This window comes from Burkholderia cenocepacia (genome assembly GCF_014211915.1).
Classification (GTDB): Bacteria; Pseudomonadota; Gammaproteobacteria; order Burkholderiales; family Burkholderiaceae; genus Burkholderia; species Burkholderia orbicola.
Window position 1 is genome coordinate 1,936,247 of the sequence record NZ_CP060039.1, and the last position, 22,551, is coordinate 1,958,797.

Below are 22,551 nucleotides of genomic sequence, written 5' to 3' on the forward strand. Positions count from 1 at the left end.
TCGTCGGCGTTCAAAAAAAGCAGCCCGCGGGCTGCTTTTTTTCATGGCGATGCGTCGGCGCGATCTGCATCGCGCCGACGGTTCACGAACAGAACTTCGCGAGCAACCCGAGCTGCGCGTTGCGGATCGTCTTGCCGGTGCGGCGCCGGCGATAGTGACCGTCGCTGTGCATCTGCCATGCCGACTGGTTGTCGCCGAGGCACACCGACAGTCCTTCGGCGATCACGCGCCGCTTGAGCTTGCGCTCGCGGATCGGGAACGCGACTTCGACGCGGCGGAACAGGTTGCGGTCCATCCAGTCGGCGCTCGACAGATAGACGTCCTCGGCGCCGCCCGCATGGAAATAGTAGATGCGGTGGTGTTCGAGGAAGCGGCCGACGATCGAGCGCACCGTGATGTTTTCCGACAGCCCCGGCACACCGGGCTTCAGCGCGCAGACGCCGCGCACGATCAGGTCGACCTTGACGCCGGCCTGCGACGCTTCGTACAGCGCGGCGATCACCGACGGCTCCAGCAGCGCGTTCATTTTCGCGACGATGCGCGCGCGCTTGCCGGCCTGCGCATTGTCGATCTCCGCGCGGATCGACTCGATGATGCGCGGATGCAGCGTGAACGGCGACTGCCACAGCTCGTGCAGCGTCAGTTCGCCGCCGATCCCGGTCAGTTGCTGGAACACGTGATGCACGTCCTCGCAGATCTTCTGGTCGGCCGTCATCAGCCCGAAGTCGGTGTAGAGGCGCGCGGTGCGCGGATGGTAGTTGCCGGTGCCGAGATGCACGTAGCGGCGCAGCGACGCCTTGCCGGCCTGCACGACGCGTCGCACGATCAGCATCATCTTCGCGTGGCACTTGTGGCCGACCACGCCGTACACGACATGCGCGCCGACGGCTTCGAGCTGCGACGCCCAGTTGATGTTGGTTTCCTCGTCGAAGCGCGCGAGCAGCTCGACGACGACGGTCACTTCCTTGCCGTTGCGCGCGGCTTCCATCAGCGCGTCCATCAGCGGCGAGTCGGTGCCGGTGCGATAGATCGTCTGCTTGATCGCGACGACGCTCGGGTCTCTCGCGGCCTGCTGCAGCAGTTCGAGCACGGGCTGGAAGCTCTCGTACGGGTGGTGCAGCAGGATGTCGCCGGCGTCGATCGCGTCGAACATCGTCGGCGCGTTGGCGATTACCGCGGGGGTCGATGCGGTGAACGGCGTGAACTTCAGGTCCGGGCGGTCGACGAGGTCGGGAATCTGCATCAGGCGCACGAGGTTCACGGACCCGGCCACGCGGTAGCAGTCCTTGTCGCCGAGTTCGCTTTCCTCGAGCAGGCGCCGCACGATGTGCAGCGGCGTGTCGGCCGACACTTCGAGGCGCACCGCGTTGCCGAGGTGGCGCGCGGGCAGTTCGCCCTGCAGCGCGACACGCAGGTTCGTGATTTCGTCTTCGTCGACGAACAGCTCGCTGTTGCGCGTGATGCGGAACTGGTTGCAGCTCTTCACGACGAGTTGCGGGAAGAGTTCGCCGACGAAGCGCTGCATGAACGAGCTCAGCAGCACGAAGCCGTGCTCGAAACCCGACAGCGCATGCGGCATGCGCACGACGCGCGGCAGCGCGCGCGGCGCCTGCACGATGCCCATCACGGCCTGGCGGCCGAACGCGTCGCGGCCTTCGAGCTCGACGACGAAGTTCAGGCTCTTGTTCAGCACGCGCGGGAACGGGTGGGCCGGATCGAGGCCGATCGGCGTCAGCACCGGCAGCAGTTCGTCGAGGAAGTAGCGTCGCGCCCATTCGAGTTGCTCGTCGTTCCACGAGTCGCTCGCGTGGAAGTAGATGCCTTCCTGTTCGAGCGCCGGCAGCACGGTTTCGTGCAGCATCGTGTACTGTCGATGCACGAGCCGCTGCGCGCGTTCGACGACGAGATCGTAAGCGTGCTGCAGCGACATGCCGTCGGGCGTCAGCGCGCCGGGATTGTCGCGGATCTGCTCCTGAAGGCCGGCCATCCGGACTTCGAAGAATTCGTCGAGGTTGCTGCTGGTGATGCAGATGAAGCGCAGGCGCTCGAGCAAAGGGACTTGCGGATCGGCCGCCTGGGCCAGCACGCGCTCGTTGAAACCGAGGATGCCGAGTTCACGGTTGAGAAGCGGGTAACGGACGGACATCGGCAGAGTAGGAGGTAATTCAGGCGATGATTCGAAAGGACGCTCGGAAACTCTCACGGTACGATGACGTGCTGATGACAATAATGGTTTTATATCGGGAAATTCTACGCCGTAACCCTTTCGTCGCATAAATGTTTCGGCTATATGGAATCGAGCAGTGTGCATGCCCGTGAAGCGTGGCAACGGCAAGCGTTCCACGCTTAAAATGTCGCCTTTGATTGATCGCCCGCGGTTGCCGGAGGAACGGCTGCCGCGGAAGAACGCGCACGGAGCCCCCTTCTGATGGTTACAACTCCCCACTTGCTGGCTGCCGTGGATCTCGGCTCGAACAGCTTCCGGCTGATCGTCGGGCGCGTCGAGGAAACGCCGGCGGGCAGCCAGATCTATCCCGTCGACGCGCTGCGCGAGCCGGTTCGGCTCGCCGCGGGCCTGTCGAGCGACAAGATGCTCGATCGCGCGTCGCAGGAGCGTGGCTGGGAGGCGCTCAAGCGGTTCGGCGAGCGCCTGCGCGATTTCCATCCCGATCATGTGCGCGCGGTGGCGACCAACACGCTGCGCGTCGCGAAGAACGCCGCCGAATTCCTCGGCGAGGCCGAGGCGGCGCTCGGGTTCCCGATCGAAGTGATCGCGGGCCGCGAAGAGGCGCGCCTGATCTATGCGGGCGCCGCGCACTCGGTGCCGGCGAGCGCCGGCAAGCGGCTCGTCGTCGACATCGGCGGCGGCTCGACCGAATTCATCATCGGCTCGCACTACACGCCGATCGTGATGGAGAGCCTCTATATCGGTTGCGTGAGCCATAGCCGCACCTTCTTTCCGGCCGGCAACGTCGACGAATACACGATGCGGCAGGCCGAACTCGCGGCCAAGCGCGAGATCCAGATCATTTCGAGCGAATACAAGAAGGCTGGCTGGGACCAGGCGATCGGCTCGTCCGGCACCGCACGCGCGCTCGCCGAGCTCGTCGAGGCGAACGGCTTCAACGATCCGGGCATCACGCACGGCATTTCGCGCGGCGGCCTGGAGCGGCTGAAGCGTGCGCTGATCAAGTCGGAGAACGTCAACCGGCTGAAGCTGATCGCGCTGAAGCCCGACCGCGTGCCGGTACTCGCGGGCGGCCTGGCGATCATGCTGGCGGTGTTCGAGGAGCTGGGCGTCGACTACGTCGACACGACCGACGGCGCGCTGCGCCTCGGCGTGCTGTACGACCTGCTCGGCCGGACCCAGCACGAGGACATGCGCGCGGTGACCGTCGAGGGTTTCACACGCCGCTACGGCGTCGATCGCGCACAGGCCGAGCGGATCGGGGCGCTCGCCGCGCGTTTTTACGACGAGCTCGAGGAAGACGACGAGGAAGCGCGCGAGGAAGGGCGGATGTTCCTCGGCTGGGCGGCCGCATTGCACGAGATCGGCCTGTCGATCTCGCACAGCGCGTATCACAAGCATTCGGCCTATATCGCGAGCAATGCGGACATGCCGGGTTTTTCGCGTACCGACCAGGCGCGGCTTGCCGCGCTCGTGCTCGGCCATGCGGGCAAGCTCGGCAAGCTGTCGCAGGCGCGGGAGGTCGAATGGCCGCTGCTGTTCTGCCTGCGGCTCGCGGCGCTGCTGTGCCGGCGCCGGACCGATGCGGGGCTGCCCGACATTTCCGTTTCGCAGATGAAGAAGGGCGGGTACGAGGTGCGTCTGCCGAGCGCCTGGGTCGAGCAGAACCCGTTGACCGACTACAGCCTCAGCCAGGAGGCGGCGGAGTGGGAGAAGGTCGGTATCCCGTATCGCGTGGTTTATACCGGCGCGTGACGGGCGATAGCGGGCCCGGGAGGTGCTCCGGGCGCCGGGTGGATGGATGTGCGGGTGAGGCGCCCGTCAGGCGCGGCGCCGCACGATCGTCAGGGCCGCGCAACGTGGGTGCCGACGGTCGGCTCAATCCGACGAGCAGACGATCGCGATCAGGAACGGGAACGCCTGCTTGACGGTTGCATCGCTGCCGGCCTTGCGCACGGCTTCCTCGACCGCGCTCTTCGTGCCGCGCACGACGACGCCGTAGGCCCAGTCGCCGATCGGCGTGCCGTCGCCCGGACGGAAGATCGGATCGTTCGCCTGGTAACCGAGCACGACGTAGACGCCGAAGCCGTAGGCCGTCAGCGAGCGGTTCGTGCGGAACGCGTTGACCGAATTCGATTCGACGTGCATCGGCTCGGACTGGATGTCGCCGGCGGCGAGCAGCGGCGCGACGAACTTGTGGCCGGTCGAATGACAGTCGAGCGCGTCGTCGAGCGCTTTCGCCGACGCGGTGCCGGCGGTGGTCGCGAGCACGAGCAGCGACGCGCAGAGGGCTGGCTTGAGAACGTTGTTTTTCATGCGCGGTTGCGGGTTGTTTCACACGTATTATCGCGTGTTCCAGCAAGTTCCGTGCGCGGGCCTCGTGGGGGAGCGTGGGTGCGTCGACGCGGCGGTTGAGCCGGGCTTGGCCCGCATCGCGGCGAGCCCGGAAAACGGCGGACGATTCAAGGGCCGGTAAAAAACACCCGTAAACGGAAAAAGGGGCTACGGTGTTCAACCGTAACCCCTTGATTCCTTGGTCGGAGCGATAGGATTCGAACCTACGACCCTCTGATCCCAAATCAGATGCGCTACCAGGCTGCGCTACGCTCCGACGAGCCAAAGATAATAACGTCGAATGACCGCATCGGTCAATCACGATATGCGGGTAAATGCCGCGGCGGCGAGCGGTCCGCGATTTGCGACAATTCACAGGATGATCGGCCGCCCCCGCGCATGCGCGCGCGGGCGCTCGCCGAAGCAAGGAGAACGTCATGATGAACCTGATCCTGTGGCGCCACGCGGAAGCCGAAGACTACGCGACGAGCGATCTCGCGCGCCAGCTGACCGTGCGCGGCCGCAAGGACGCGCAGGCGATGGCCAAATGGCTGCGCGGCCGGCTCGAGACGAATACCGTGATTGTCGCGAGCCCGGCGGCGCGCACCGTGCAGACCGTCGAGGCGCTGACCGACCAGTACCGGACCGTCGACGCCCTCGCGCCGGGCGGCAGTGTCGACGACGTGCTGGCGGCGGCCGGTTGGCCGGACGGTATCGCACCGACGGTCGTGATCGTCGGCCATCAGCCGACGCTCGGCAGCGTTGCCGCGCAGTTGGTCGCCGGCAGCGACGACAGCTGGAGCATCAAGAAGGGCGGAATCGTGTGGCTGGCGAGCCGCACGCGCGACGGCAGCAGGCAGGCCGTATTGCGGGCGGTTTTGACGCCGGAACTGGTGTAAAGCCCGCCTGAATTGGTTTGAAGGGATTGATCGTACGGTTTCGCAAGCTTTCTGCTAAAGTCAATTCGGCGACACGTCATTGAAAGGACACGGTCGTGCCACATAACGGTCACGGCCGGTTACTACATTGGCGGGCATGTCGTCCTATTCCTTACGACCAGGAAAGCCTAATGCGAGAACTGCCGACGCCTACGCTCCCTTTTGCCTCGCTGCCCCTCGACACGTCGCGACGCCACCTGCCGCGCGCCAGTGAAACCGTCACATCGGAGTATCGCCTGCGCGCCGCATGGGCGCGTACGGAAGACGAATTGCGCGAAGCCCAGCGCCTGCGCTACAGCGTGTTCGCCGAAGAGATGGGCGCGCAGGTCAGCGGCCCGTCCGGTCTCGATGTCGATCCGTTCGACGTGTATTGCGACCACCTGCTGGTCCGCGATCTCGACACGCTGAAAGTCGTCGGCACGTACCGCGTGCTGCCGCCGCACCAGGCGGCGCGTGTCGGCCGCCTGTACGCCGAAGGCGAATTCGACCTGTCGCGCCTCACGCACCTGCGCGGCAAGATGGTCGAGGTCGGCCGCTCGTGCGTGCACAGCGACTACCGCAGCGGCGCCGTCATCATGGCGCTGTGGGGCGGTCTGGGCGCATACATGATGCAGAACGGCTACGAGACGATGCTCGGCTGCGCGAGCGTGTCGATGGCCGACGGCGGCCACTACGCGGCGAATCTGTACCAGTCGCTGTCGGCGGGCTCGCTGACGGCGCCCGAGTATCGCGCATTCCCGCACACGGCCCTGCCTGTCGATGAACTGCAGACGGGCACCGTCGTCGCACCGCCGCCGCTGATCAAGGGTTACCTGCGTCTCGGCGCGAAGATTTGCGGCGCCCCGGCCTGGGATCCCGATTTCAACTGCGCGGATTTCCTGACGCTGTTCCGTCTGTCAGACATCAACGCGCGCTACGCCCGCCACTTCCTGGGCTGAGCGATCCGAATCGCGCCGCACCTCCGAGGTGGGGCGCACACAAGCGAACGCCGTCGCACGGTAGCTGCCGTGCGACGGCGTTCGTGTATCCGGCCCGTGTCTGCGTATCGGGCCCCGATAATTTCAGCGATACGCAACAGCCACCGTGCCGCGTGGCGGCACGTCCGCGACGGCCCGTGGGAGGGCCGGACGACAGCGGCGCGCTCAGTGCTTGCGCCGCCAGTCGAGCAGGTGGTGTTCCGCCATCCAGTGGTGGATCATCCCTTCGCCTTCGTGGCTGCGCTTGTATTCGCGCGACTCGAAGTACGACAGGGCGACCAGCACCATCAGACCGATGAACAGGCCGATCAGGCCCGCAATTTCCTCAGACGACATGGCAGCCTCCTTTCAACGGCACAGCGCCATGCGTACATAGTAGGACATGCGCGGCGCAACCCCGAAACCGGATTTCCGCTAGACTCGGCGCGGTCCCGGCGTGCGATGGGCGCGCCGTTTTCCGGAGCCCTACCTGATGACCCGTTTCGTGCTGGCCGTGCTGGCCGCATCCCTTCTTGCCGCCTGCAGCGGCGATCCTCGTCAGGCCCGCCGCGGTCACCCGCCGGAAGATCCGGCCGACTATCACGGCGTGCCGACCGACATGACGCCGCCGTCGATGCTCGACGCGCCGCCGCCGAAACCCGTGCAGCAGCAGTAACGGTCGGCCGGGCCCGTAGTCACGCGCGGGCCGCGGGCGCGGCTTGCGGTGCGGCGCCAACGCGCCGCAACAGCGCCGGCAGGTAACGCGCGAGCGTCGCGCCGCGTGCCGCCATGAACAGCAGCAGCGCGAACCAGAGGCCATGATTGCCGAACGTGCCGACGGCGGCGAGCGTCGCCGCGACGAAAATCGACAACGACACGACCATCGCGCGCATCAGCGATTGCGTCTGCGTGGCGCCGATGAACACGCCGTCGAGCAGGAAACCCCAGACCGACACGATCGGCGAGATCGCGGCCCACGGCAGGTAGCGCAGCGCGACGGCGCGGATCTCGGCCTGGTCGGTCAGGCGCGCGACGATCCAGCCGCCCGCCGCCCAGTAAACGAGCGCGAACAGCAGCGCGCCGAGTGCCGACCAGAACAGCGTGACGCGCACGGCTTGCCGGAAGGCGCGGCGATCGCGCGCGCCGGCCGCCGCGCCGACGAGCGCCTCGGCCGCATGCGCGAAGCCGTCGAGGCCGTACGCCATGAAGGTCTGGAAATTCAGCAGTAGCGCGTTCGCGGCGAGCGTCGCGTCGCCTTGTTTTGCGCCGAGATGCGCGAACCAGCCGAACGCGCCGAGCAGGCACAGCGTGCGCAGGAAGATGTCGCGATTGAGCGCGATCAGCCGCTTGAGCGCGACGCGGTCGGCAAGCGCGCGTACCGCGAGCGGTGCAAGGCCGCGCGGCCGCAGCCGCCACAGCATCCACGCGCCGAGCGCGAAACCGCACGCGTCCGCGGTGGCGGTCGCGGCGCCGATGCCGGCGATGCCCCAGCCGAAGCCGTACACGTAGAGCAGCACGGCACCGATGTTCACCGCGTTGATGAACACCTGCGCGACGAGTGCGAGCCGGACGCGCTGTACGCCCAGCAGGTAGCCGAGCACCACGTAGTTCGCGAGCGCGAACGGTGCGCTCCAGATCCGTGCGTGGCTGTATGCGAGCGCCGTCGCGCGGACGGCATCGCTGCCGCCGAGCGCGGACAGCGCGAACGACAGCAGCGGCACCTGCAGCGCCAGCACCGCGGCGCCGAGCGCGAACGCGACGATCAGCGCGCGCAGCAGGTTCAGGCGGATTCCGGCGGCGTCGCCGGCGCCATGCGCCTGCGCGACGAGGCCGGTCGTCCCCATCCGCAGGAAGCCGAAGCCCCAGAACACGAAATTGAAGAACAGCCCGCCGAGCGCGACGCCGCCGAGATATTGCGTCCCGTCGAGGTGGCCGGCGACGGCCGTGTCGACGGCGCCGAGGATCGGCTGGGTCAGGTTCGCAAGGACGATCGGGAACGCGAGCGCGAGGACGCGCCGATGCGTGACGGCGGCCGACGTGCTGCCGGCCCCGAGCGGTAAGGCGGATTCGGACATGACGGATGCGTCAGGCGCGTTCCTGCACGCAGACCCACGGCGAGACGACGACCGCCCACAGCTCCGGATTGCGCGCCGCGTAGTCGGCGGCGGTTTCGGCCGGCATGCGCGCGACGAGGCCGGACGACAGCCAGCGCGTAACCTGTTCGGCATCGTCGCTGGCAACCGCTTCCGCGACGCTGACGAGATCGAGGTCGCGCGCGATCGACAGCAGCTTGCCCTGCGCGAAGAAGCGTTCGAGATCGCACCAGTCGATCTTGGCGGTTTCGCCGAGGAGTTTGGCGTAGAGCGGGCTGTGCGACGCGCCCGCGGCGTGTTGATCAGAGGACATCGGTTTCTTGGAAAGACTGCGTGGCGCCACTATAAACCATCCGGCCGGGCGGGCCGAGCGGCAGCGGGGCGCTCACGCGTCGCGCAGCGCGCGCCGGACGATCTTGCCGGTCGCGGTCATCGGCAGGGCGTCGACGAACGCGATCGCGCGCGGGTACTCGTGGGCGGCGAGCCGCGTGCGCACATGTGCCTGCAGCGCGCCGACGAGCGCGGCGTCGCCGACGTGGCCAGGGTTCAGCACGACGAACGCCTTGACGATCTCGGTGCGCGTCGCGTCGGGCACGCCGACGACGGCGGCCATCCGCACCGCCGGATGCGTGAGCAGGCAGTCCTCGATCGGGCCGGGGCCGATCCGGTAACCGGCGCTCGTGATCACGTCGTCGTCGCGGCCGACGAAGCGCACGAAGCCGTCGGCGTCGATCGTGCCCGTATCGCCGGTGAGCAGGTAGTCGCCCGCGAACTTGTCGCGCGTCGCGTCGGCGTTGCGCCAGTATTCGAGAAACATCACCGGGTCGGGGCGGCGCACCGCGATGCGGCCTTCGACGCCGGGCGGCAGCGGCGTGCCGTGCGCATCGACGATCGCGACCGCATGACCGGGCACCGCCTTGCCGATCGCGCCGGGCCGCGCATCGAACAGCGCCGCGCACGACGACAGCACCATGTTGCATTCGGTTTGCCCGTAGAACTCGTTGATCGTTACGCCGAGCGCATCGCGGCCCCATGCCGTCAGTTCGGTGCCGAGCGATTCGCCGCCGCTCGCGACCGATTTCAGCGCCAGCGTGTGGCGTTCGCGCGGCGCCACGACGGCGCGCATCAGCTTCAGCGCGGTGGGCGGCAGAAAGGCGTGGGTGACGCCGTGCCGCGCCATCAGCGCGAACGCCGCGTCGCCGTCGAATTTCTCGAAGCGGTGCGCGAGCACCGGCACGCCGTGATGCCATGACGGCAGCAGCACGTCGAGCAACCCGCCGATCCATGCCCAGTCGGCGGGCGTCCAGAACAGGCGCGCGTCGCGCGGGAAGCACTGCTGCGACATCTCGACGCCCGGCAGATGGCCGAGCAGCACGCGATGCGCGTGCAGCGCGCCCTTCGGTTTGCCCGTCGTGCCGGACGTGTAGATGATCAGCGCCGGATCGTCTGCGGCCGTATCCACCGGCACGAAATCCGGCGCCTCGGCGGCGAGCGCCGCATCGTAGCGCAGCACGCCGGGCACGTCGGGCGCATCGTCGCCGATGCAGTAGACGGTATGCAGCGCCGGCAGTTGCGCGCGCAGCGGCGCGATCTTCGCGTAACCGGCCGAGTCGGTGACGAGCGCGGCCGCCTCGCTGTTCGCGAGCCGGTACTCGAGCGCATCGACGCCGAACAGCGTGAAGAGCGGTACCGCGATCGCGCCGAACTTGTACGCGGCCAGGTGTGCGATGGCCGTTTCGGGGCCTTGCGCGAGAAAGATGCCGATCCGGTCGCCGCGCCGCAGGCCGGCACGCGCAAAGCTGTTCGCGAGCCGGTTAGAAGCATGCTTCAGGTCGTCGAACGTGAGGCGGGAAACGTCGCCTTGCGCCGTTTCGTGGATCAGCGCGACGCGTCCGCTGCCGTCGGCCCATTTGTCGCACACGTCCACGCCGATGTTGTAGCGCGCCGGAATGTCCCAGCGGAAGCGGGAGAGGAGGTGATCGTAGCGGTCGGCGGCGGGCAGCATCGCGTGCTCTCCTGGTGTCGAGCGTGGCGTCGGGTGAACGGCTTACATCAGGATTTCACGCAGACGAATCCACAATGGTGTTTGCTGATAGGGAATGTTCGGACTCGTCCAATAGGCAAGGCTCAGTGCACGATTCCACAATGACGCATAAGATCAAGACAAAACAGTGGTGTGACCATGGATTTGCTTCTGATAGCTGCGGGGTTCAGCCTGATCGGAATCGGGGTGCTGGTGGCGTTTGCTCGTCACGTCGATCCGTTGTCCGGCCGTTTCACCGGACGTCTGCGCAAGCGCTGACTTGATGTGTTCCGTTTTCGCCGCGACGACACGCGATGCGCGCCGGCATCGCGTGTCGTCTGTCGTGCGCTCAGCGCGCCGGCAGGTAGCGTGACGGATCGATCGAGCGGCCGCCGTAGCGCAGCTCGAAATGCAGTGCGACACGATCGCTGTCGCTGTTGCCCATCTCGGCGATCGATTGCCCTTGTGTGACCGACTGGCCTTCCTTCACCAGCAGCGCGCGATTGTGCGCGTAGGCCGTCAGGTAATCGGCGTTGTGCTTCAGGATGATCAGGTTGCCGTAGCCGCGCAGCCCGTTACCGGCATAGACCACGACACCCGGCGCGGCCGCGACCACCGGCGTGCCCGGCGAATTCGCGATGTCGATGCCTTTCGATTTCGAGCCGTCGAACGTGCGCACGACGTTGCCGGCCGCCGGCCAGATCAGCGCAATGCTCGTGGCCGGCTTCACGGCCGATTCGACCGGTGCGGAAGGCGCCGGGCGCGCACGGCCGGCGCTGCCGGTGCCGGTGGTCGACGGCGTCGATGCGGTGGTCGTGCCGGGCGGCGGCGCGACGCGCAGCACCTGGCCGACTTCGATCGCATCGGGGTTCGTCATCTGGTTCCAGCGCACGATGCTCTGTACCGACGTGCGGTTGTCGCGCGCGATCTTGTAGAGCGTGTCGCCACGCTCGACGCGATAGAACCCGGGGCCGACGGGCGCGGAGCCGCACGCGACGAGCAGCGCGGCGCAGGCGGCTGCGAAGAGTCGCTTCGTTGTTGTTCCGAACATTGAACCTCGCAAGACCCTGCCGCGCGTGACGCGGCAGGCAACACAAAACGTCCGATTTTAACGGGTTCGACCCGCGCACCGCAGTTTCGGGCGCTGGCGCTGCTGTCGCGCCCGCATCGGTGCGGGTCGAATCAGCCGGCCAGCGGGGTCACGCGGATTCGCAGCGTGGCCGTTTCGGTCGCACCCGGCGCGAGCGTGCGCAGCCCGAGGCCGTTGTGGATCGCATCGGGCAGGCCGAGCCACGGCTCGACGCAATAGAAGTCCGAATCCGGCTTTTCGGTCCAGGTGGTGACCGCGTACCACGGGATCGAGCCTGGCACGTCCAGCGCGATCTCGATCGTGCGGCGGCGGCCCGGCATCACGATGCGCACTGGCGTGGACGGCGTACCGTCGAGGCAGTGGAAGCGGTCGAGGATGTCCGGATCGTCGAGGCGGTAGCGGGCTTCACCTGGTTCGGGCGGGCTGATCGAGCCGTCCGCGCGCTGCTGGCAACGGCGGGTCGGCGGCAACTCGAGGAGGGTGTCGGCCCGCTCGCCGTGCGGCAGCGCGAAGTAGAAATGGTGGCCGGCGTAGTAGGGCAGCGGCGTGTCGCCGCGATTGGTCGTCGTCAGCGCGACGTCGAGCGTATGCGCGTCGGCCAGCCGGTACGTGATGTCGAACCGGAAATCGAACGGGTAACTCGCGCGCAGCGCGTCGTTCGCGTCGAGCGTCATCGACAGCGCGGCGCCGTCGGCCGACGGCTGCGCGTCGAACGGCAGATCGCGCGCGAAGCCGTGCATCGGCAAGTCGCGGACCACGCCGGCGGCGTCGCGCCAGCGGCCGATCTCGCCGTCGACGCGGTGGCGGCCGAGGAACGGGAACAGCAGCGGATTGCCGCCGCGCACGCGGGCGAGGTTGCTCCAGTCGGCGGTTTCCGGCCAGAAGATCACCGGTTCGCCATCGACGTGCCAGGACAGCAGGCGGCCGCCGAATTGCGGGGCGACCCGGACGAGCGACGGGCCGGCGTGAAGTTCGTGAATGTCGTGTTGCTGGAAGATCGGCATGGCGAATCGGGTTGGGCGGGTGACGGGAGCAACGGGCGTTCCATTATCGGGCCGCAGCCGGTCGGGGAAAACCCTTCTCGGGAAACTGCGAGTTTTTAACATTGTCGACGGTCGGGATAATGCCTCTAAACCGGTGATGTTGCCGGGTCATGACACTTCGTGGAGGGGGCCATGGATCTGGCAATGGCAATGGGAATCGCACTGTTCGGCATGTTTACCGGCAGCACGGTATTATTTTTCTATCAGCTCGGCCGCTGACGGCAATTTCTGCCGAAGTCGACAGGCCCGCCATGCAAATGGCGGGCTTTTTGCTTTCTGGGCGCTTACAAATTGCAAGCGTTTGTGTGCAGCGCCGCAATATCCTGCCAAATGCCTTGGCGCAGTAATCCGGGCTCGGCATAATCGGGGCGCGTTTTCCAGGACGCGCATCGCGTCGTCCGCCTTCCTTCCCGCTTAATCTTCACTAAAAGGACCGACGCGTGAGCCTCTGGTTTCTGGTATTCCTGAGCGTCCTGCAGGGCGTCACCGAACTCTTCCCCGTCAGCAGCCTTGGCCATACGCTGCTCGTGCCGGCGCTGTTCGGCATGCACATCGACAAGCACGCGCCGCAACTGCTGCCGTTCCTCGTCGCACTCCACCTCGGCACCGCGCTGGCGCTGCTGTGGTATTTCCGCGCGCGCTGGATCGCGCTGATCGGCGGTTTCTTCGCGCAGCTCGGCGGCCGCAAGAACGACGACGGCCACCTGATGTGGGCGCTGATCATCGGCACGATCCCGACCGGCATCGTCGGGCTGCTGCTCGAGAAGCGCATCGAGCGCGTGTTTCACGATCTGCGGATCGTCGCGATCGCGCTGATCGTCAACGGCGTGTTGCTGTGGCTCGGCGATCGCATCCAGCGCAGCCGCGCGCATCAGGCGCCCGAGAAAATGACGTTCAAGCAGGCGTTCTTCGTGGGGCTCGCGCAGATCGGCGCGCTGATTCCGGGCTTCTCGCGCAGCGGGCTGACGATGATTGCCGGCAATGTGGCCGGGCTGACGGCGGAAAAGGCGGCGGAATTCTCGTTTCTGCTCGGCACGCCGATCATCTTTGCCGCGGGCGTGCTCGAACTGCCGAAGCTGTTCCATGCGCGCGACCAGCTCGCGGACGCGCTGCTCGGCGGCGTGCTGACGGCGATCGCCGCGTACCTGAGCGTGCGGTTCCTGATGCGCTATTTCGAAGGGCGCGGCCGGCTCGCGTCGTTCGGCGTGTATTGCGTGATCGCCGGCGTGTTCTGTCTCGGCTGGTTCATGCTGCATCCGCAGCCGGTTTGATGCGGCGGCGCCGATCTCGCGTGATCTGGCGCGATGATCGGGTATAATTTCGGGCTCGGCTTCGTGTCGGGCCCGTTTTGTTTCGGGGCTTTGAGTTGTTGTTGCTCAAAACCCCGATGCCGAATGCGGTCCGTGTCAGGCCATGTCTTTTCTCCCCCGACCGCCCTTAGCTCAGTTGGATAGAGCAACGGCCTTCTAAGCCGTAGGTCACACGTTCGAATCGTGTAGGGCGGGCCAGTTTGATCACTGGGCGATCTTCCCGGGGCCACCCCGGATTACGCGAGCGCATCACTCCACCGTCACCGATTTCGCGAGATTCCTCGGCTTGTCGATATCCGCGCCGCGCAAGCACGCCGCGTGATACGCGAGCAACTGCAACGGCACGACGTGCAGAATCGGCGACAGCAACCCGTAATAATCCGGCATCCGCAATACCGACACGCCTTCGCCGTTGTCGATCCGCGTATCGGCATCCGCGAACACGTAAAGCTGCCCGCCGCGCGCCCGCACCTCCTGCATGTTCGACTTGAGCTTTTCGAGCAGCGCATCGTTCGGCGCGATCGTCGCAACGGGCATCGTGTGCGTGACGAGCGCGAGCGGCCCGTGTTTGAGCTCGCCCGCCGGGTACGCTTCCGCGTGGATATACGAAATCTCCTTCAGCTTCAACGCGCCTTCGAGCGCGATCGGGTAGTGCAGCCCGCGCCCGAGAAACAGCGCGTTTTCATGCTGCGAGAATTCCGCCGCCCAGCGCGCGATCTGCGACTCCAGCCCCAGCACGTCTTCGAGCGCGCCGGGCAGGCGCCGCAACTGCGTCGTATAGCGCGCGAGTTGCGCATCGTCGACGTAGCCGCGCAGTCGCCCGAGCGTCACCGCGAGAATGAACAGCGCGACGAGCTGCGTCGTGAACGCCTTGGTCGACGCGACGCCGATTTCCGGGCCGGCCCGCGTCAGGAAGCGCAGTCCGGTCTGGCGCATCATCGCGCTGGTCGGCACATTGCAGATCGCCAGCGTGTCGATGTGGCCGAGCGCCTGCGCGTACTTGAGGGCGGCGAGCGTGTCTGCGGTCTCGCCGGATTGCGACACGCTGACCACCAGCGTATTCGGCGTCGCGAGCGCGTCGCTGTAACGGTATTCGCTCGCAATCTCGACCTGCGCGGGGATGCGTGCGATCGTCTCGAGCCAGCGGCGTGCGGTCAGGCCGGAGTAGTGGCTCGTGCCGCACGCGAGGATCAGCACGTTGTCGATCTGCTCGAACGCGCGCGCGGCGTCCGGGCCGAATACGGCGGGATCGAACAGCCCGGCATCGGGGATCGTCGCGGCCACGGCCTGCGGCTGCTCGAAAATTTCCTTCTGCATGAAGTGCCGGTAGGGGCCGAGCTCGACCACGCCCTGCGCGGACGAAATGGTTTGTATCGCGCGTTCGATCGGCGCGCCGGTGCGATCGAGTACCCGCACGCCGCCCGGCGTCAGCTCGACGATGTCGCCTTCCTCGAGAAAGATGAAGCGGTCGGTGATGCCGGCGAGCGCGAGCGCGTCGGACGCGAGAAAGCATTCGCCGTCCTTCACGCCGACGACGAGCGGCGAGCCGGCCCGTGCGCCGATCAGCCGCTGCGGCTCGTGCTTGCTGAACACCGCGATCGCGTAGGCGCCGTGCAGTTGCGAGGTCGCATCGCGCACGGCGGCGAGCAGGTCGCCTCGATACTTGCTGTGGATCAGATGCGCGACCACCTCGGTGTCGGTCTGTCCGTCGAATTCGTAGTGCTCGTCGGACAGTTGCTTGCGCAACGTTTCATGGTTCTCGATGATGCCGTTGTGCACCAGCGCGATTTCGTCGCGCGAGAAGATCGGATGCGCGTTGCACGTCGCGGGCGCGCCGTGGGTTGCCCAGCGCGTGTGCGCGATGCCGGTGTTGCCGGCGAGGCCGGCGCTGCGCACGTGGGCGTCGAGATCGGCGACGCGCGACATGCTGCGCTCGCGGCGTGCCTGGCCGTCGACGACGGTCGCCACTCCGCATGAATCGTAGCCGCGATATTCGAGGCGGCGCAAACCTTCGATCAGAATCGGGACGATATCCCGTTGCGCGACCGCGCCGACGATGCCACACATGACACGTCTCCTTCCCAGTAGATTTCCCCGGACCGTGCGCACGCGTGGATCAGCGTGACGCGGTCTCCGTTGTCGCCGCCGTCGTGAAGCCGCATCGAGCGGGTGCGACCGGGTCGGCCATCCGGCTTTCGAATGCCAGGTAAAGCGCCTCCTCCAGTACGTTCCAGTGCGCGCCGTGCCGGTACGGGCCCGATCGTGCATGCCAGCACGCGACCGTGTTCATGTCGTTCATCTTGAATGCGACCAGTGCGATCAAGCCCCACGGATAATCGGAGCTGGCGAGTTGCAGCCAGGTCTTGCCGTACTTCTGCATCCACTGCGCATAGATCGTCTCGTTCGATTGCTGGGGAACCTGAATGCCGGAAAGAAGCGGAAAGACCTGCGCGACTTTCGCCGGATAGAACGTCGTGTCGCTGATGCGCTGCGTGCTCGCGCGAAAGCCGGACTGCGTGCCGCGCCAGAACACCTTCAGGATCGCGGACGCGAGCCGGTCGGCGCGCTGGCTCCACGGGCCGGCGCGCGTGGCGTCGCCATGCCGCACGTAATACGCGGCGAGCGCCTGGAACGCGCTGTGGACCTCGACGTTGTCCATCAGCAGCGCGACATGCAGCGTCGACGAGATCTGATAGACGCCCGCGGGCTTGCCGAGCAGCGCGTCCAGGTGCGCGGCCGCGCGATCGAGGCTGAGTTCCCATGCGGCGGGCAGACCCTCGGGCGGTGCGAAGCGCGCGAGCAGCTCGATCCAGGTCGCCATCATCGCATCGTCGGCGTCGGCTTCGGCGCATGAGCTGTACTGGCCGCTCTTCACGCAGTAGCGATCGAACCCGCCGTCCGGGCGCTGGCGCGGCAGCAGCCACGCGATCCAGGCGAGCGCGGCCTGATGGGCGTCGAGCCCGGCGTCGGCGGCGCCGAGCAGCGCCTTCGCCGCGAAATAAGGATCGATGCCGGCGCCGTTCAGGCGCACGGTGATCGCGCCGTCGGGGCGTTGGTAGAGTCCGTTGAGCTGGAGTTCGGCGGCACTCGCCTGCAGCGCGACGCCGCACGCGGCGACACAGCAGGCGACGCACCAGAGGCGGCATAGCCGGGCGGTGGCCGCCACGCGTGCGCGTGCGGCCGGGAAAAGCGCGGGCCGGTTCATGATGGGGGGCTCCTGCGCGATGGTCCTGCGCAAATCCCGCCGCGCGCGGCGTTGGCCGCGCCGCGCGCCGGCGGGTGGGTCGATGTCGCGGCTCAGTGCACCTTGGCGCTGGTGAACTTGAGACTGGTGCCGCTGTTCGCGGTCACGAGCCAGTACGTCGAGTCGGTGATGACGACGCTGCCGAAGCCTTGCGTGATGATCGGCAGCGCGAAGCCCTTCTTCGGCAGGAGCCACGTCATGTTCGCGAGGCTGGTCGGATGGCTGGCGGCGAACGTCCAGCCGCTGCCCGTGTCGGTGGCCGACCACGTGACGTTCAGGCGTGCACGATCGAAGGTCGTGATGTCACTCATCGTGTACCACTTGAACTGACCCGTCAGTTTCAGCGTATTGGCTTGCGAGAAGATCGCGGACAACGTCGACGTGTAGGACGACGCGCCCAGCGGATGCGCGTAGATCAGCCGGCTCGTGCGGTTCGCGACGACGAAGTTCATCAGGGATGCGTACCAGTTGTTCACGTCGGCCGTCGGCACCGCGTATTGCTGGAACTCCTCGAACGTCGCGTACTTGCCGAACGGCATCACGGGGTACGCCCACAGGCCGGGGTTCAGCAGCGCGCCGTTGCGGTATGCGCGGGTCGGTGCCGAGCCGGTGTGGCCGGTGAAGTAGTAGCCGTTGAAGCCGTTGCTTTCGAGCCAGTTGACCGACCACGTCGGCGTGTTGCCTTCCGGCGCCGCGTACTCGACGTCCGGCTGGCCGGTCGCGGCCTGGACGGCCTGATGGTTCATCACCAGGTACTGCGTAAACGTGCTCGCGTTGGTTTCGCTCGCATTCGCCCCCCAGTAGTCGTGAATCCAGCCGCCGTGGCTGCCGACGCGATGGCCCTTGCTCACGAAATACTTGAGGAGATTCTGCGCGGACGGGTTGTTGGCGAGATTGATGCCGCCACCGTCGCCGAAGGCCGCTTCATCGGGGCCGGCCGTGACCACGAGCGAGAACGGCCCGTTGTTCCACACGCCGAGGCTCTTCAGGTAGAGCGCCGGCTGGATCTGGTCGCCCGCGCAGAAGTGCCAGTTGAACACGAGCCCGGCCATCGCCTTCGGCAGCGGCGACAGCGACGGCAGGTTCAGCATCTGCGTGCCGAAATAATGCAGGTAGCCGTGGATCAGCATGCCGTCGGTCTGGCCGTCGAGGTAGGCGAGCGGCAGGTTGACGAACAGCACGCCGCCGTTGCCGTACGTGTTGTAGCCGGACACCAGCCCGAAGGTCGGCGAGGTCAGGATCGTCGTGCCGGTGTACGTCCCCTGCGTAACGAAGCTCGGATAGGTGAGGAAGCCGTACACGTAGCCGGAGATGCCTTCGAGCGTGTCGCTGGTGGTGGCCAGCGTCGACGCGAGCGTGTTGGCCGTCTTGCCGGTCGACGTGCTCAGGAGCGAATTGGCGGTATACGTCGTGGTCTTCTTCAGCTTGCCGGTCACGGTGCCGGTCAGCTTCGGCGTCGTCTGGTTCAGCACGCCGCTGCCCGTGGGCGGCGTCGTGTACTTGAACCATGCGTCGTGGTTGTAATTGGCGAGGCCGCCCGGGTTCGACGGGCTGGCGGCCAGGAACTGCGCGCTGCCCGACGACGTGTTCGTCGACGTGCCCGAGGTGCTCGTCGAGGCGAGCGCGGTCGCGGTCGTGGTGCTCGACGAAGCCGTGGTCCATGCCATCGACTTGCCGGGAGGCACCTGGAGCGTGCGCAGCCAGCTGCTCATGCCGGTCACGTTGCCGAGGCCGATCATGTTGCCGCCGTATTGGTCATACAGCACATAGTCCACACCGACCATGCTGCTGAAGCGCGATTTCGGGCTGACGTAGAAGCCGGCGGAATTCAGCACGCCGAAATCGTAGACGAGCATCACCTTGCCGCCGTTCAACGCGTAGTTCTGGATCGCCGTCACGAGTGTGTCGCTGGCCGTCGTGTGCACCTGGTCGGGCAGAATCAGGCCCGGATACTGCGACAGCGATGCGCCGGCCGCCATGAACTGGCTGTCGGTCATCACCTTGATCTGCAGCCCTTCTTCCTGCGCACTGTCGAGCCATGCGGACACGCGCGAATCGGGCAGCGTCAGCGTATCGGGCACCAGCAGGAGGAGCTGGTTGGTGGCCGCCTGAACGCCGCCCGGACTGAATGCGAACGCGAGCGCGAACAGCGCGAACAGAATCCGCAAGAACTTGCCTGACTTTGCCAACATGGTGTGCTCCTCGCTCAAGGAATGGGGGCGTGCGGCAGCCGGAATGCGCGTGCCGCCAGGTCGACCAATCCAGCCCCGTAGGTGTGTGCGGCTGTCCGGTTCGTCGGGTATCGAGCGGTGCATGTCGACGGCGGACGGATTGCGCCAGGGCGCCGGGGCGCCGCGCTGCCTTCGCCGATGAGAGGACTCGATGCGACGTATTGAAAGAAGCGAACAACGTGCCATTGACGCAGGAGGCCCGGTCCTGCTGGCTTCCTGCGATGCGGGCCGGGCGGCAGGGCCGGAAACGCGGCGGATTCGTTTCATCGCTGATACGGCGCGTTTGAACGCGCTATCAGCAGACGGAATCGCGATCGCGCGTCAGTGCGCCGGGCCAGCTTGCGCAGTAGGTATAGAGCGTGACCAGCAGGCCGATCAGCAGTGGCCCGCCGAGCAGGAAATAGCAGAACGGCAGGAACAGCAGCGAACCGTGATGGATGATCGTCGCGTGCAGCAGCATCACGAACGGCAGCGCGAACACGAAGTAGCCGAGCACCAGCAGCGACGCGACGGCTTTTTGCAGCAGCGAGAAATCGAGCGGGTAGTACAGCGCGGCCATCACCAGCGGGATCACTGCGATCGCCGCGCCGTACAGCACGAACATGTCGCGCAGGTGCAATTGCGGGACATACGGAAACGTGCCGGGCGCGAGCCAGAAGTACGCGCAGATCAGCAGCTGGGTGAAGCTCGCGATACGTAACAGATATGCAACAGGCAACCAGTTCGCCCGCCGGATGAAAGATGCGGCGAAGCCGGTCGCGCAGAGCGCGGTGGTGGCGGCCAGCAGCATGCCGCCCGGCATGCGGGCCGCGACATCGATCGACAGCAGCGGCACGCGCGGGGCGTCGGGCGGGTAACCGATCACGATCACGTGAAGCGCCGGATCGAGCTGGTGCGCGCCCCACGCCATGACCGAGCGCCAGTAGCGCCACGCCAGCGGCAAGCCGAACCACAGCGACGCGTACAGCGCGGGCGTCAGCAGCGCGATCGACGAAAGCCAGCGCTGCGGGTACGCGTGGGTGCGCAGCGAACGATCGACGGGAGGACGGACGGGATGCGTGTGCATGGCGCCCGCCCGGTTACCAGCGATAGAAGACGCTGAGCTCGCCACCGATTCGTGAGTAGTAAGGGTTGTGGTAATAGTCGAATTCGAGCTGCGTTCCCCACTTGCGCGTGAACCAGTAGCGCCATTTCGCGGTGATCTCGTGGCTGCGGAAATCCGCGATCTGCGTGCCGGACCCGGTGACCTGATACGCCTCGCGGCCAACGCCGCCGCGCAGCACGATCACGCTCTTGCCGACTTCGCCGTAGGTGACGGCGCCGTAGTACGCCGGCGCCTTCACCGATCCGGGTGAATCGATCGTATAGTTCGCGCCCGCCTCGAAAATCCACTTCGGCAATGCATACCAGATCACGCCGGCGTGATACAGCTGATCGCGGTGGCCGCTGCGGTTCCATGCGTAGCCGGCGCCGAGCGACACGACCAGCGAACGATCGGACAATAGCTTGCGGTTGATCGACACGTCGACGCGCGCACTCGGCAGGATCGTGCCCGATGTGGTGCCGGAAAAGCCGATCCCGCTGAACCAGTCGGGGCCGAGGTCCTGCACGTAGGTCAGCGCGCCGAGCTGCGTGTTCTCGCCGAAGCGGTGCAGTTGCGCCAATTCGCCTAGCACGGTGCGGCCGCCATCCTGGTAGACGCCGCGCAGATGCACGCCGTACCAGTCGCCGTAGCCGTGCGTCAGGTGTGCGTTCGAATAGCCGAGCGTCAATTCGGTGTGCGATTCCTGCGGCGCCTGCACATGCGTGACGACTGCATCGGGCAGCGGCGGGCGGTTCGTATCCTCGGGCGTGAACTCGGCGAGCGGCACGCCGTCCGGCAGGCCTTCGGCGTCCACGCGCACGAACATCGACTCGTCGCGCATCCGTGGCGTGATGACGGTCGCGGGGGCCGGAGGCTGCACGGCCGGCGTGGCGGCGGCATCGTCAGGCTGCTCCGCCAGCGCCGCGGGCGCGCCGAAGGCGACGCCGCACAGCATCGCGAGGGTGGCAACCGGCACGCGCGGGCCGCGATGGCTGGGGCGATCGGACATGAGGCGCTCCTTAACGGGATGTGTGGAACCAGCCGCTGCGCCACGCCACGAGATCGCCATGCACGCAGGCATGATTGACGATCGAGACGTCGCGCGCGCACGCGCTGACCGGATGGCCGGCGACGCCGATGCGCGCCCCAGTCAGTCGCAGCAGGCCGCCGGCCGACACGACGCCGTCGATGCAGCTCGCGTGGGCGAGCAACACGTCGTCGCGCGCGAATACCGCACCGTGCAGCAACGCATGACGTTCGAGTTCGACGCGATGCGCCTTGACGCTGCCGCGCAGCACGCAGCCTTCACCGAGGACGAGCGCGCCTTCGACGATCAGGTTGCCCTGCACGACCGTGTGTGCGGGCAGGCGAACGTCGCACGGCAGCAGGTAACGGCCGTGCAGGAAGCGATGCGGCAGCGACGCGAAGTGGCGGGTGAGCGAGATCGCGCGGCGCGGGGCGGCCAGTGTGTCAGCGGGTCGCGGGCCGGGCGCCGCGCCGAAGACGAGCGGCTCGCCATACAGGCACGCGAAGCCGCCGGCGCCGCGCAGGCGCACGGTGTCGCCGACCACGACGCCGCGCAGCACCGCGTCGTCGACGTCGATCAGCGGCGCATGCGCGAGCGTGCCGATCGTCGCGCCGGCATGGATGTCGATGTGCTCGTCGGCGAACGCGTACGCGGCCTGCGCGCCTTCGTCGAGCGTGATCGTGCGATCGGCGTAGAGCACGTCGTCGCGATGCGCGTCACGTGCGACGTGGATCGCGTCCGCGTGCTGCACGGCCAGTCCGAGCGTTTGCCACGGCGGCACGGCCGACGCATCCGCCGGCGGCGTGCCGGCCACGTGGGCACGCAGCGCGTCGTGCCAGCGCGCGGCGAGCAGCGCCTGATCGACGAACGGCCCGTCGCCGATCGGGAGTGCCGCGACGTCGCTGCGCCGGATCAGTTCATGCAGCATCGGCACGAACGGCAGGGCGAGTACGCTGGCCACCGGCACCATCACATTGAAGGTCGTCATCG

General features: G+C 66.9%; 19 protein-coding genes and 2 tRNA genes. 6 read left to right on the top strand and 15 right to left on the bottom strand.

Translation table 11 applies throughout. The annotated features are described in order from the left end of the window. Positions 1 to 82 precede the first annotated feature (82 nt). Positions 83 to 2,146 (bottom strand): polyphosphate kinase 1, encoded by a 2,064-nt coding sequence (gene ppk1 / locus SY91_RS09245; protein WP_006476331.1) that lies wholly within the window; start codon positions 2,144 to 2,146, stop codon positions 83 to 85. A gap of 282 nt (positions 2,147 to 2,428) precedes the next feature. On the opposite strand from ppk1, the gene ppx reads away from it, so the two are divergent. Next, positions 2,429 to 3,943: an exopolyphosphatase gene (gene ppx / locus SY91_RS09250; RefSeq protein ID WP_011545094.1), complete on the top strand. Its 1,515-nt coding sequence runs from the start codon at positions 2,429 to 2,431 to the stop codon at positions 3,941 to 3,943. A 123-nt stretch (positions 3,944 to 4,066) separates the two neighbouring features. Here ppx and SY91_RS09255 read toward each other — a convergent pair whose 3' ends face one another. Together SY91_RS09255 and SY91_RS09260 are read right to left on the bottom strand one after the other, a co-directional pair. After that, positions 4,067 to 4,504: a hypothetical protein gene (locus SY91_RS09255; RefSeq protein ID WP_023475517.1), complete on the bottom strand. Its 438-nt coding sequence runs from the start codon at positions 4,502 to 4,504 to the stop codon at positions 4,067 to 4,069. Positions 4,505 to 4,722: 218 nt separating this feature from the next. Beyond that, positions 4,723 to 4,799: transfer RNA gene (locus SY91_RS09260), tRNA-Pro, on the bottom strand. Positions 4,800 to 4,959: 160 nt separating this feature from the next. On the opposite strand from SY91_RS09260, the gene sixA reads away from it, so the two are divergent. Beyond that, entirely contained in the window at positions 4,960 to 5,421 is a 462-nt protein-coding gene (gene sixA, locus SY91_RS09265; RefSeq protein ID WP_043887064.1) for a phosphohistidine phosphatase SixA, read from the top strand. Between the two features lie 170 nt (positions 5,422 to 5,591). Then, positions 5,592 to 6,398 carry a GNAT family N-acetyltransferase gene (locus tag SY91_RS09275; RefSeq protein ID WP_012328253.1) on the top strand — a complete coding sequence of 269 codons (807 nt, stop codon included), beginning with the start codon at positions 5,592 to 5,594 and terminating at the stop codon, positions 6,396 to 6,398. 204 nt (positions 6,399 to 6,602) lie between these two features. Here SY91_RS09275 and SY91_RS09280 read toward each other — a convergent pair whose 3' ends face one another. After that, complete coding sequence (locus SY91_RS09280) at positions 6,603 to 6,773, bottom strand: hypothetical protein (RefSeq protein WP_006476323.1); 171 nt, start codon at positions 6,771 to 6,773, stop codon at positions 6,603 to 6,605. Between the two features lie 136 nt (positions 6,774 to 6,909). Here SY91_RS09280 and SY91_RS09285 point away from each other — a divergent pair, with 136 nt between their 5' ends. Continuing rightward, positions 6,910 to 7,092, top strand: a complete 183-nt coding sequence (locus tag SY91_RS09285) for a hypothetical protein (protein WP_023475518.1) — start codon at positions 6,910 to 6,912, stop codon at positions 7,090 to 7,092. 19 nt (positions 7,093 to 7,111) lie between these two features. Here SY91_RS09285 and SY91_RS09290 read toward each other — a convergent pair whose 3' ends face one another. The 5 genes from SY91_RS09290 to SY91_RS09310 all read right to left on the bottom strand — a co-directional run bounded on the left by SY91_RS09290 (position 7,112) and on the right by SY91_RS09310 (position 12,626). Further along, positions 7,112 to 8,491, bottom strand: coding sequence for an MATE family efflux transporter (locus tag SY91_RS09290; protein WP_023475519.1), 1,380 nt, complete (start codon positions 8,489 to 8,491; stop codon positions 7,112 to 7,114). 10 nt (positions 8,492 to 8,501) lie between these two features. Beyond that, positions 8,502 to 8,822, bottom strand: coding sequence for a DUF2288 domain-containing protein (locus tag SY91_RS09295; RefSeq protein WP_012328256.1), 321 nt, complete (start codon positions 8,820 to 8,822; stop codon positions 8,502 to 8,504). A gap of 72 nt (positions 8,823 to 8,894) precedes the next feature. Continuing rightward, entirely contained in the window at positions 8,895 to 10,514 is a 1,620-nt protein-coding gene (locus SY91_RS09300; RefSeq protein WP_023475520.1) for an acyl-CoA synthetase, read from the bottom strand. A gap of 367 nt (positions 10,515 to 10,881) precedes the next feature. Next, the gene (locus tag SY91_RS09305) at positions 10,882 to 11,583 is read right to left on the bottom strand and encodes a peptidoglycan DD-metalloendopeptidase family protein (RefSeq protein WP_006476318.1); all 702 of its coding nucleotides are present in this window, start codon (positions 11,581 to 11,583) and stop codon (positions 10,882 to 10,884) included. 131 nt (positions 11,584 to 11,714) lie between these two features. Beyond that, positions 11,715 to 12,626, bottom strand: a complete 912-nt coding sequence (locus SY91_RS09310; RefSeq protein WP_023475521.1) for a galactose mutarotase — start codon at positions 12,624 to 12,626, stop codon at positions 11,715 to 11,717. A 479-nt stretch (positions 12,627 to 13,105) separates the two neighbouring features. Here SY91_RS09310 and SY91_RS09315 point away from each other — a divergent pair, with 479 nt between their 5' ends. Continuing rightward, a complete protein-coding gene (locus tag SY91_RS09315) occupies positions 13,106 to 13,936 on the top strand; it encodes an undecaprenyl-diphosphate phosphatase (RefSeq protein WP_011545102.1) in 831 nt (276 codons plus the stop codon). A 160-nt stretch (positions 13,937 to 14,096) separates the two neighbouring features. Next, positions 14,097 to 14,173, top strand: a tRNA-Arg gene (locus SY91_RS09320). Positions 14,174 to 14,224: 51 nt separating this feature from the next. Here the strand turns inward: SY91_RS09320 and glmS are convergent. The 6 genes from glmS to SY91_RS09350 all read right to left on the bottom strand — a co-directional run bounded on the left by glmS (position 14,225) and on the right by SY91_RS09350 (position 22,549). Beyond that, positions 14,225 to 16,042 carry a glutamine--fructose-6-phosphate transaminase (isomerizing) gene (glmS, locus tag SY91_RS09325; protein ID WP_023475522.1) on the bottom strand — a complete coding sequence of 606 codons (1,818 nt, stop codon included), beginning with the start codon at positions 16,040 to 16,042 and terminating at the stop codon, positions 14,225 to 14,227. Between the two features lie 49 nt (positions 16,043 to 16,091). Further along, on the bottom strand, positions 16,092 to 17,180 hold the full coding sequence (locus SY91_RS09330; RefSeq protein ID WP_023475523.1) for a hypothetical protein: 1,089 nt from the start codon (positions 17,178 to 17,180) through the stop codon (positions 16,092 to 16,094). A 92-nt stretch (positions 17,181 to 17,272) separates the two neighbouring features. Then, on the bottom strand, positions 17,273 to 19,411 hold the full coding sequence (locus SY91_RS09335) for a polysaccharide deacetylase family protein (RefSeq protein WP_023475524.1): 2,139 nt from the start codon (positions 19,409 to 19,411) through the stop codon (positions 17,273 to 17,275). Between the two features lie 334 nt (positions 19,412 to 19,745). Continuing rightward, a complete protein-coding gene (locus SY91_RS09340) occupies positions 19,746 to 20,516 on the bottom strand; it encodes a hypothetical protein (protein WP_011545113.1) in 771 nt (256 codons plus the stop codon). Between the two features lie 13 nt (positions 20,517 to 20,529). Then, positions 20,530 to 21,543 (bottom strand): YaiO family outer membrane beta-barrel protein, encoded by a 1,014-nt coding sequence (locus SY91_RS09345; RefSeq protein ID WP_023475525.1) that lies wholly within the window; start codon positions 21,541 to 21,543, stop codon positions 20,530 to 20,532. 10 nt (positions 21,544 to 21,553) lie between these two features. Continuing rightward, on the bottom strand, positions 21,554 to 22,549 hold the full coding sequence (locus tag SY91_RS09350) for a polymer-forming cytoskeletal protein (protein WP_023475526.1): 996 nt from the start codon (positions 22,547 to 22,549) through the stop codon (positions 21,554 to 21,556). Positions 22,550 to 22,551 lie beyond the last annotated feature (2 nt).

What these genes read in the sequence shown, in the direction of transcription:
- SY91_RS09300 (WP_023475520.1), bottom strand. Translation starts at nt 10,514, where the DNA reads ATGCTGCCCGCCGCCGACCGCTACGATCACCTCCTCTCCCGCTTCCGC.
- SY91_RS09275 (WP_012328253.1), top strand. Translation starts at nt 5,592, where the DNA reads ATGCGAGAACTGCCGACGCCTACGCTCCCTTTTGCCTCGCTGCCCCTC.
- SY91_RS09285 (WP_023475518.1), top strand. Translation starts at nt 6,910, where the DNA reads ATGACCCGTTTCGTGCTGGCCGTGCTGGCCGCATCCCTTCTTGCCGCC.
- SY91_RS09340 (WP_011545113.1), bottom strand. Translation starts at nt 20,516, where the DNA reads ATGCACACGCATCCCGTCCGTCCTCCCGTCGATCGTTCGCTGCGCACC.
- SY91_RS09295 (WP_012328256.1), bottom strand. Translation starts at nt 8,822, where the DNA reads ATGTCCTCTGATCAACACGCCGCGGGCGCGTCGCACAGCCCGCTCTAC.
- glmS (WP_023475522.1), bottom strand. Translation starts at nt 16,042, where the DNA reads ATGTGTGGCATCGTCGGCGCGGTCGCGCAACGGGATATCGTCCCGATT.
- SY91_RS09305 (WP_006476318.1), bottom strand. Translation starts at nt 11,583, where the DNA reads ATGTTCGGAACAACAACGAAGCGACTCTTCGCAGCCGCCTGCGCCGCG.
- sixA (WP_043887064.1), top strand. Translation starts at nt 4,960, where the DNA reads ATGATGAACCTGATCCTGTGGCGCCACGCGGAAGCCGAAGACTACGCG.
- SY91_RS09335 (WP_023475524.1), bottom strand. Translation starts at nt 19,411, where the DNA reads ATGTTGGCAAAGTCAGGCAAGTTCTTGCGGATTCTGTTCGCGCTGTTC.
- SY91_RS09290 (WP_023475519.1), bottom strand. Translation starts at nt 8,491, where the DNA reads ATGTCCGAATCCGCCTTACCGCTCGGGGCCGGCAGCACGTCGGCCGCC.
- SY91_RS09255 (WP_023475517.1), bottom strand. Translation starts at nt 4,504, where the DNA reads ATGAAAAACAACGTTCTCAAGCCAGCCCTCTGCGCGTCGCTGCTCGTG.
- ppk1 (WP_006476331.1), bottom strand. Translation starts at nt 2,146, where the DNA reads ATGTCCGTCCGTTACCCGCTTCTCAACCGTGAACTCGGCATCCTCGGT.
- ppx (WP_011545094.1), top strand. Translation starts at nt 2,429, where the DNA reads ATGGTTACAACTCCCCACTTGCTGGCTGCCGTGGATCTCGGCTCGAAC.
- SY91_RS09310 (WP_023475521.1), bottom strand. Translation starts at nt 12,626, where the DNA reads ATGCCGATCTTCCAGCAACACGACATTCACGAACTTCACGCCGGCCCG.
- SY91_RS09350 (WP_023475526.1), bottom strand. Translation starts at nt 22,549, where the DNA reads ATGACGACCTTCAATGTGATGGTGCCGGTGGCCAGCGTACTCGCCCTG.
- SY91_RS09345 (WP_023475525.1), bottom strand. Translation starts at nt 21,543, where the DNA reads ATGTCCGATCGCCCCAGCCATCGCGGCCCGCGCGTGCCGGTTGCCACC.
- SY91_RS09330 (WP_023475523.1), bottom strand. Translation starts at nt 17,180, where the DNA reads ATGAACCGGCCCGCGCTTTTCCCGGCCGCACGCGCACGCGTGGCGGCC.
- SY91_RS09280 (WP_006476323.1), bottom strand. Translation starts at nt 6,773, where the DNA reads ATGTCGTCTGAGGAAATTGCGGGCCTGATCGGCCTGTTCATCGGTCTG.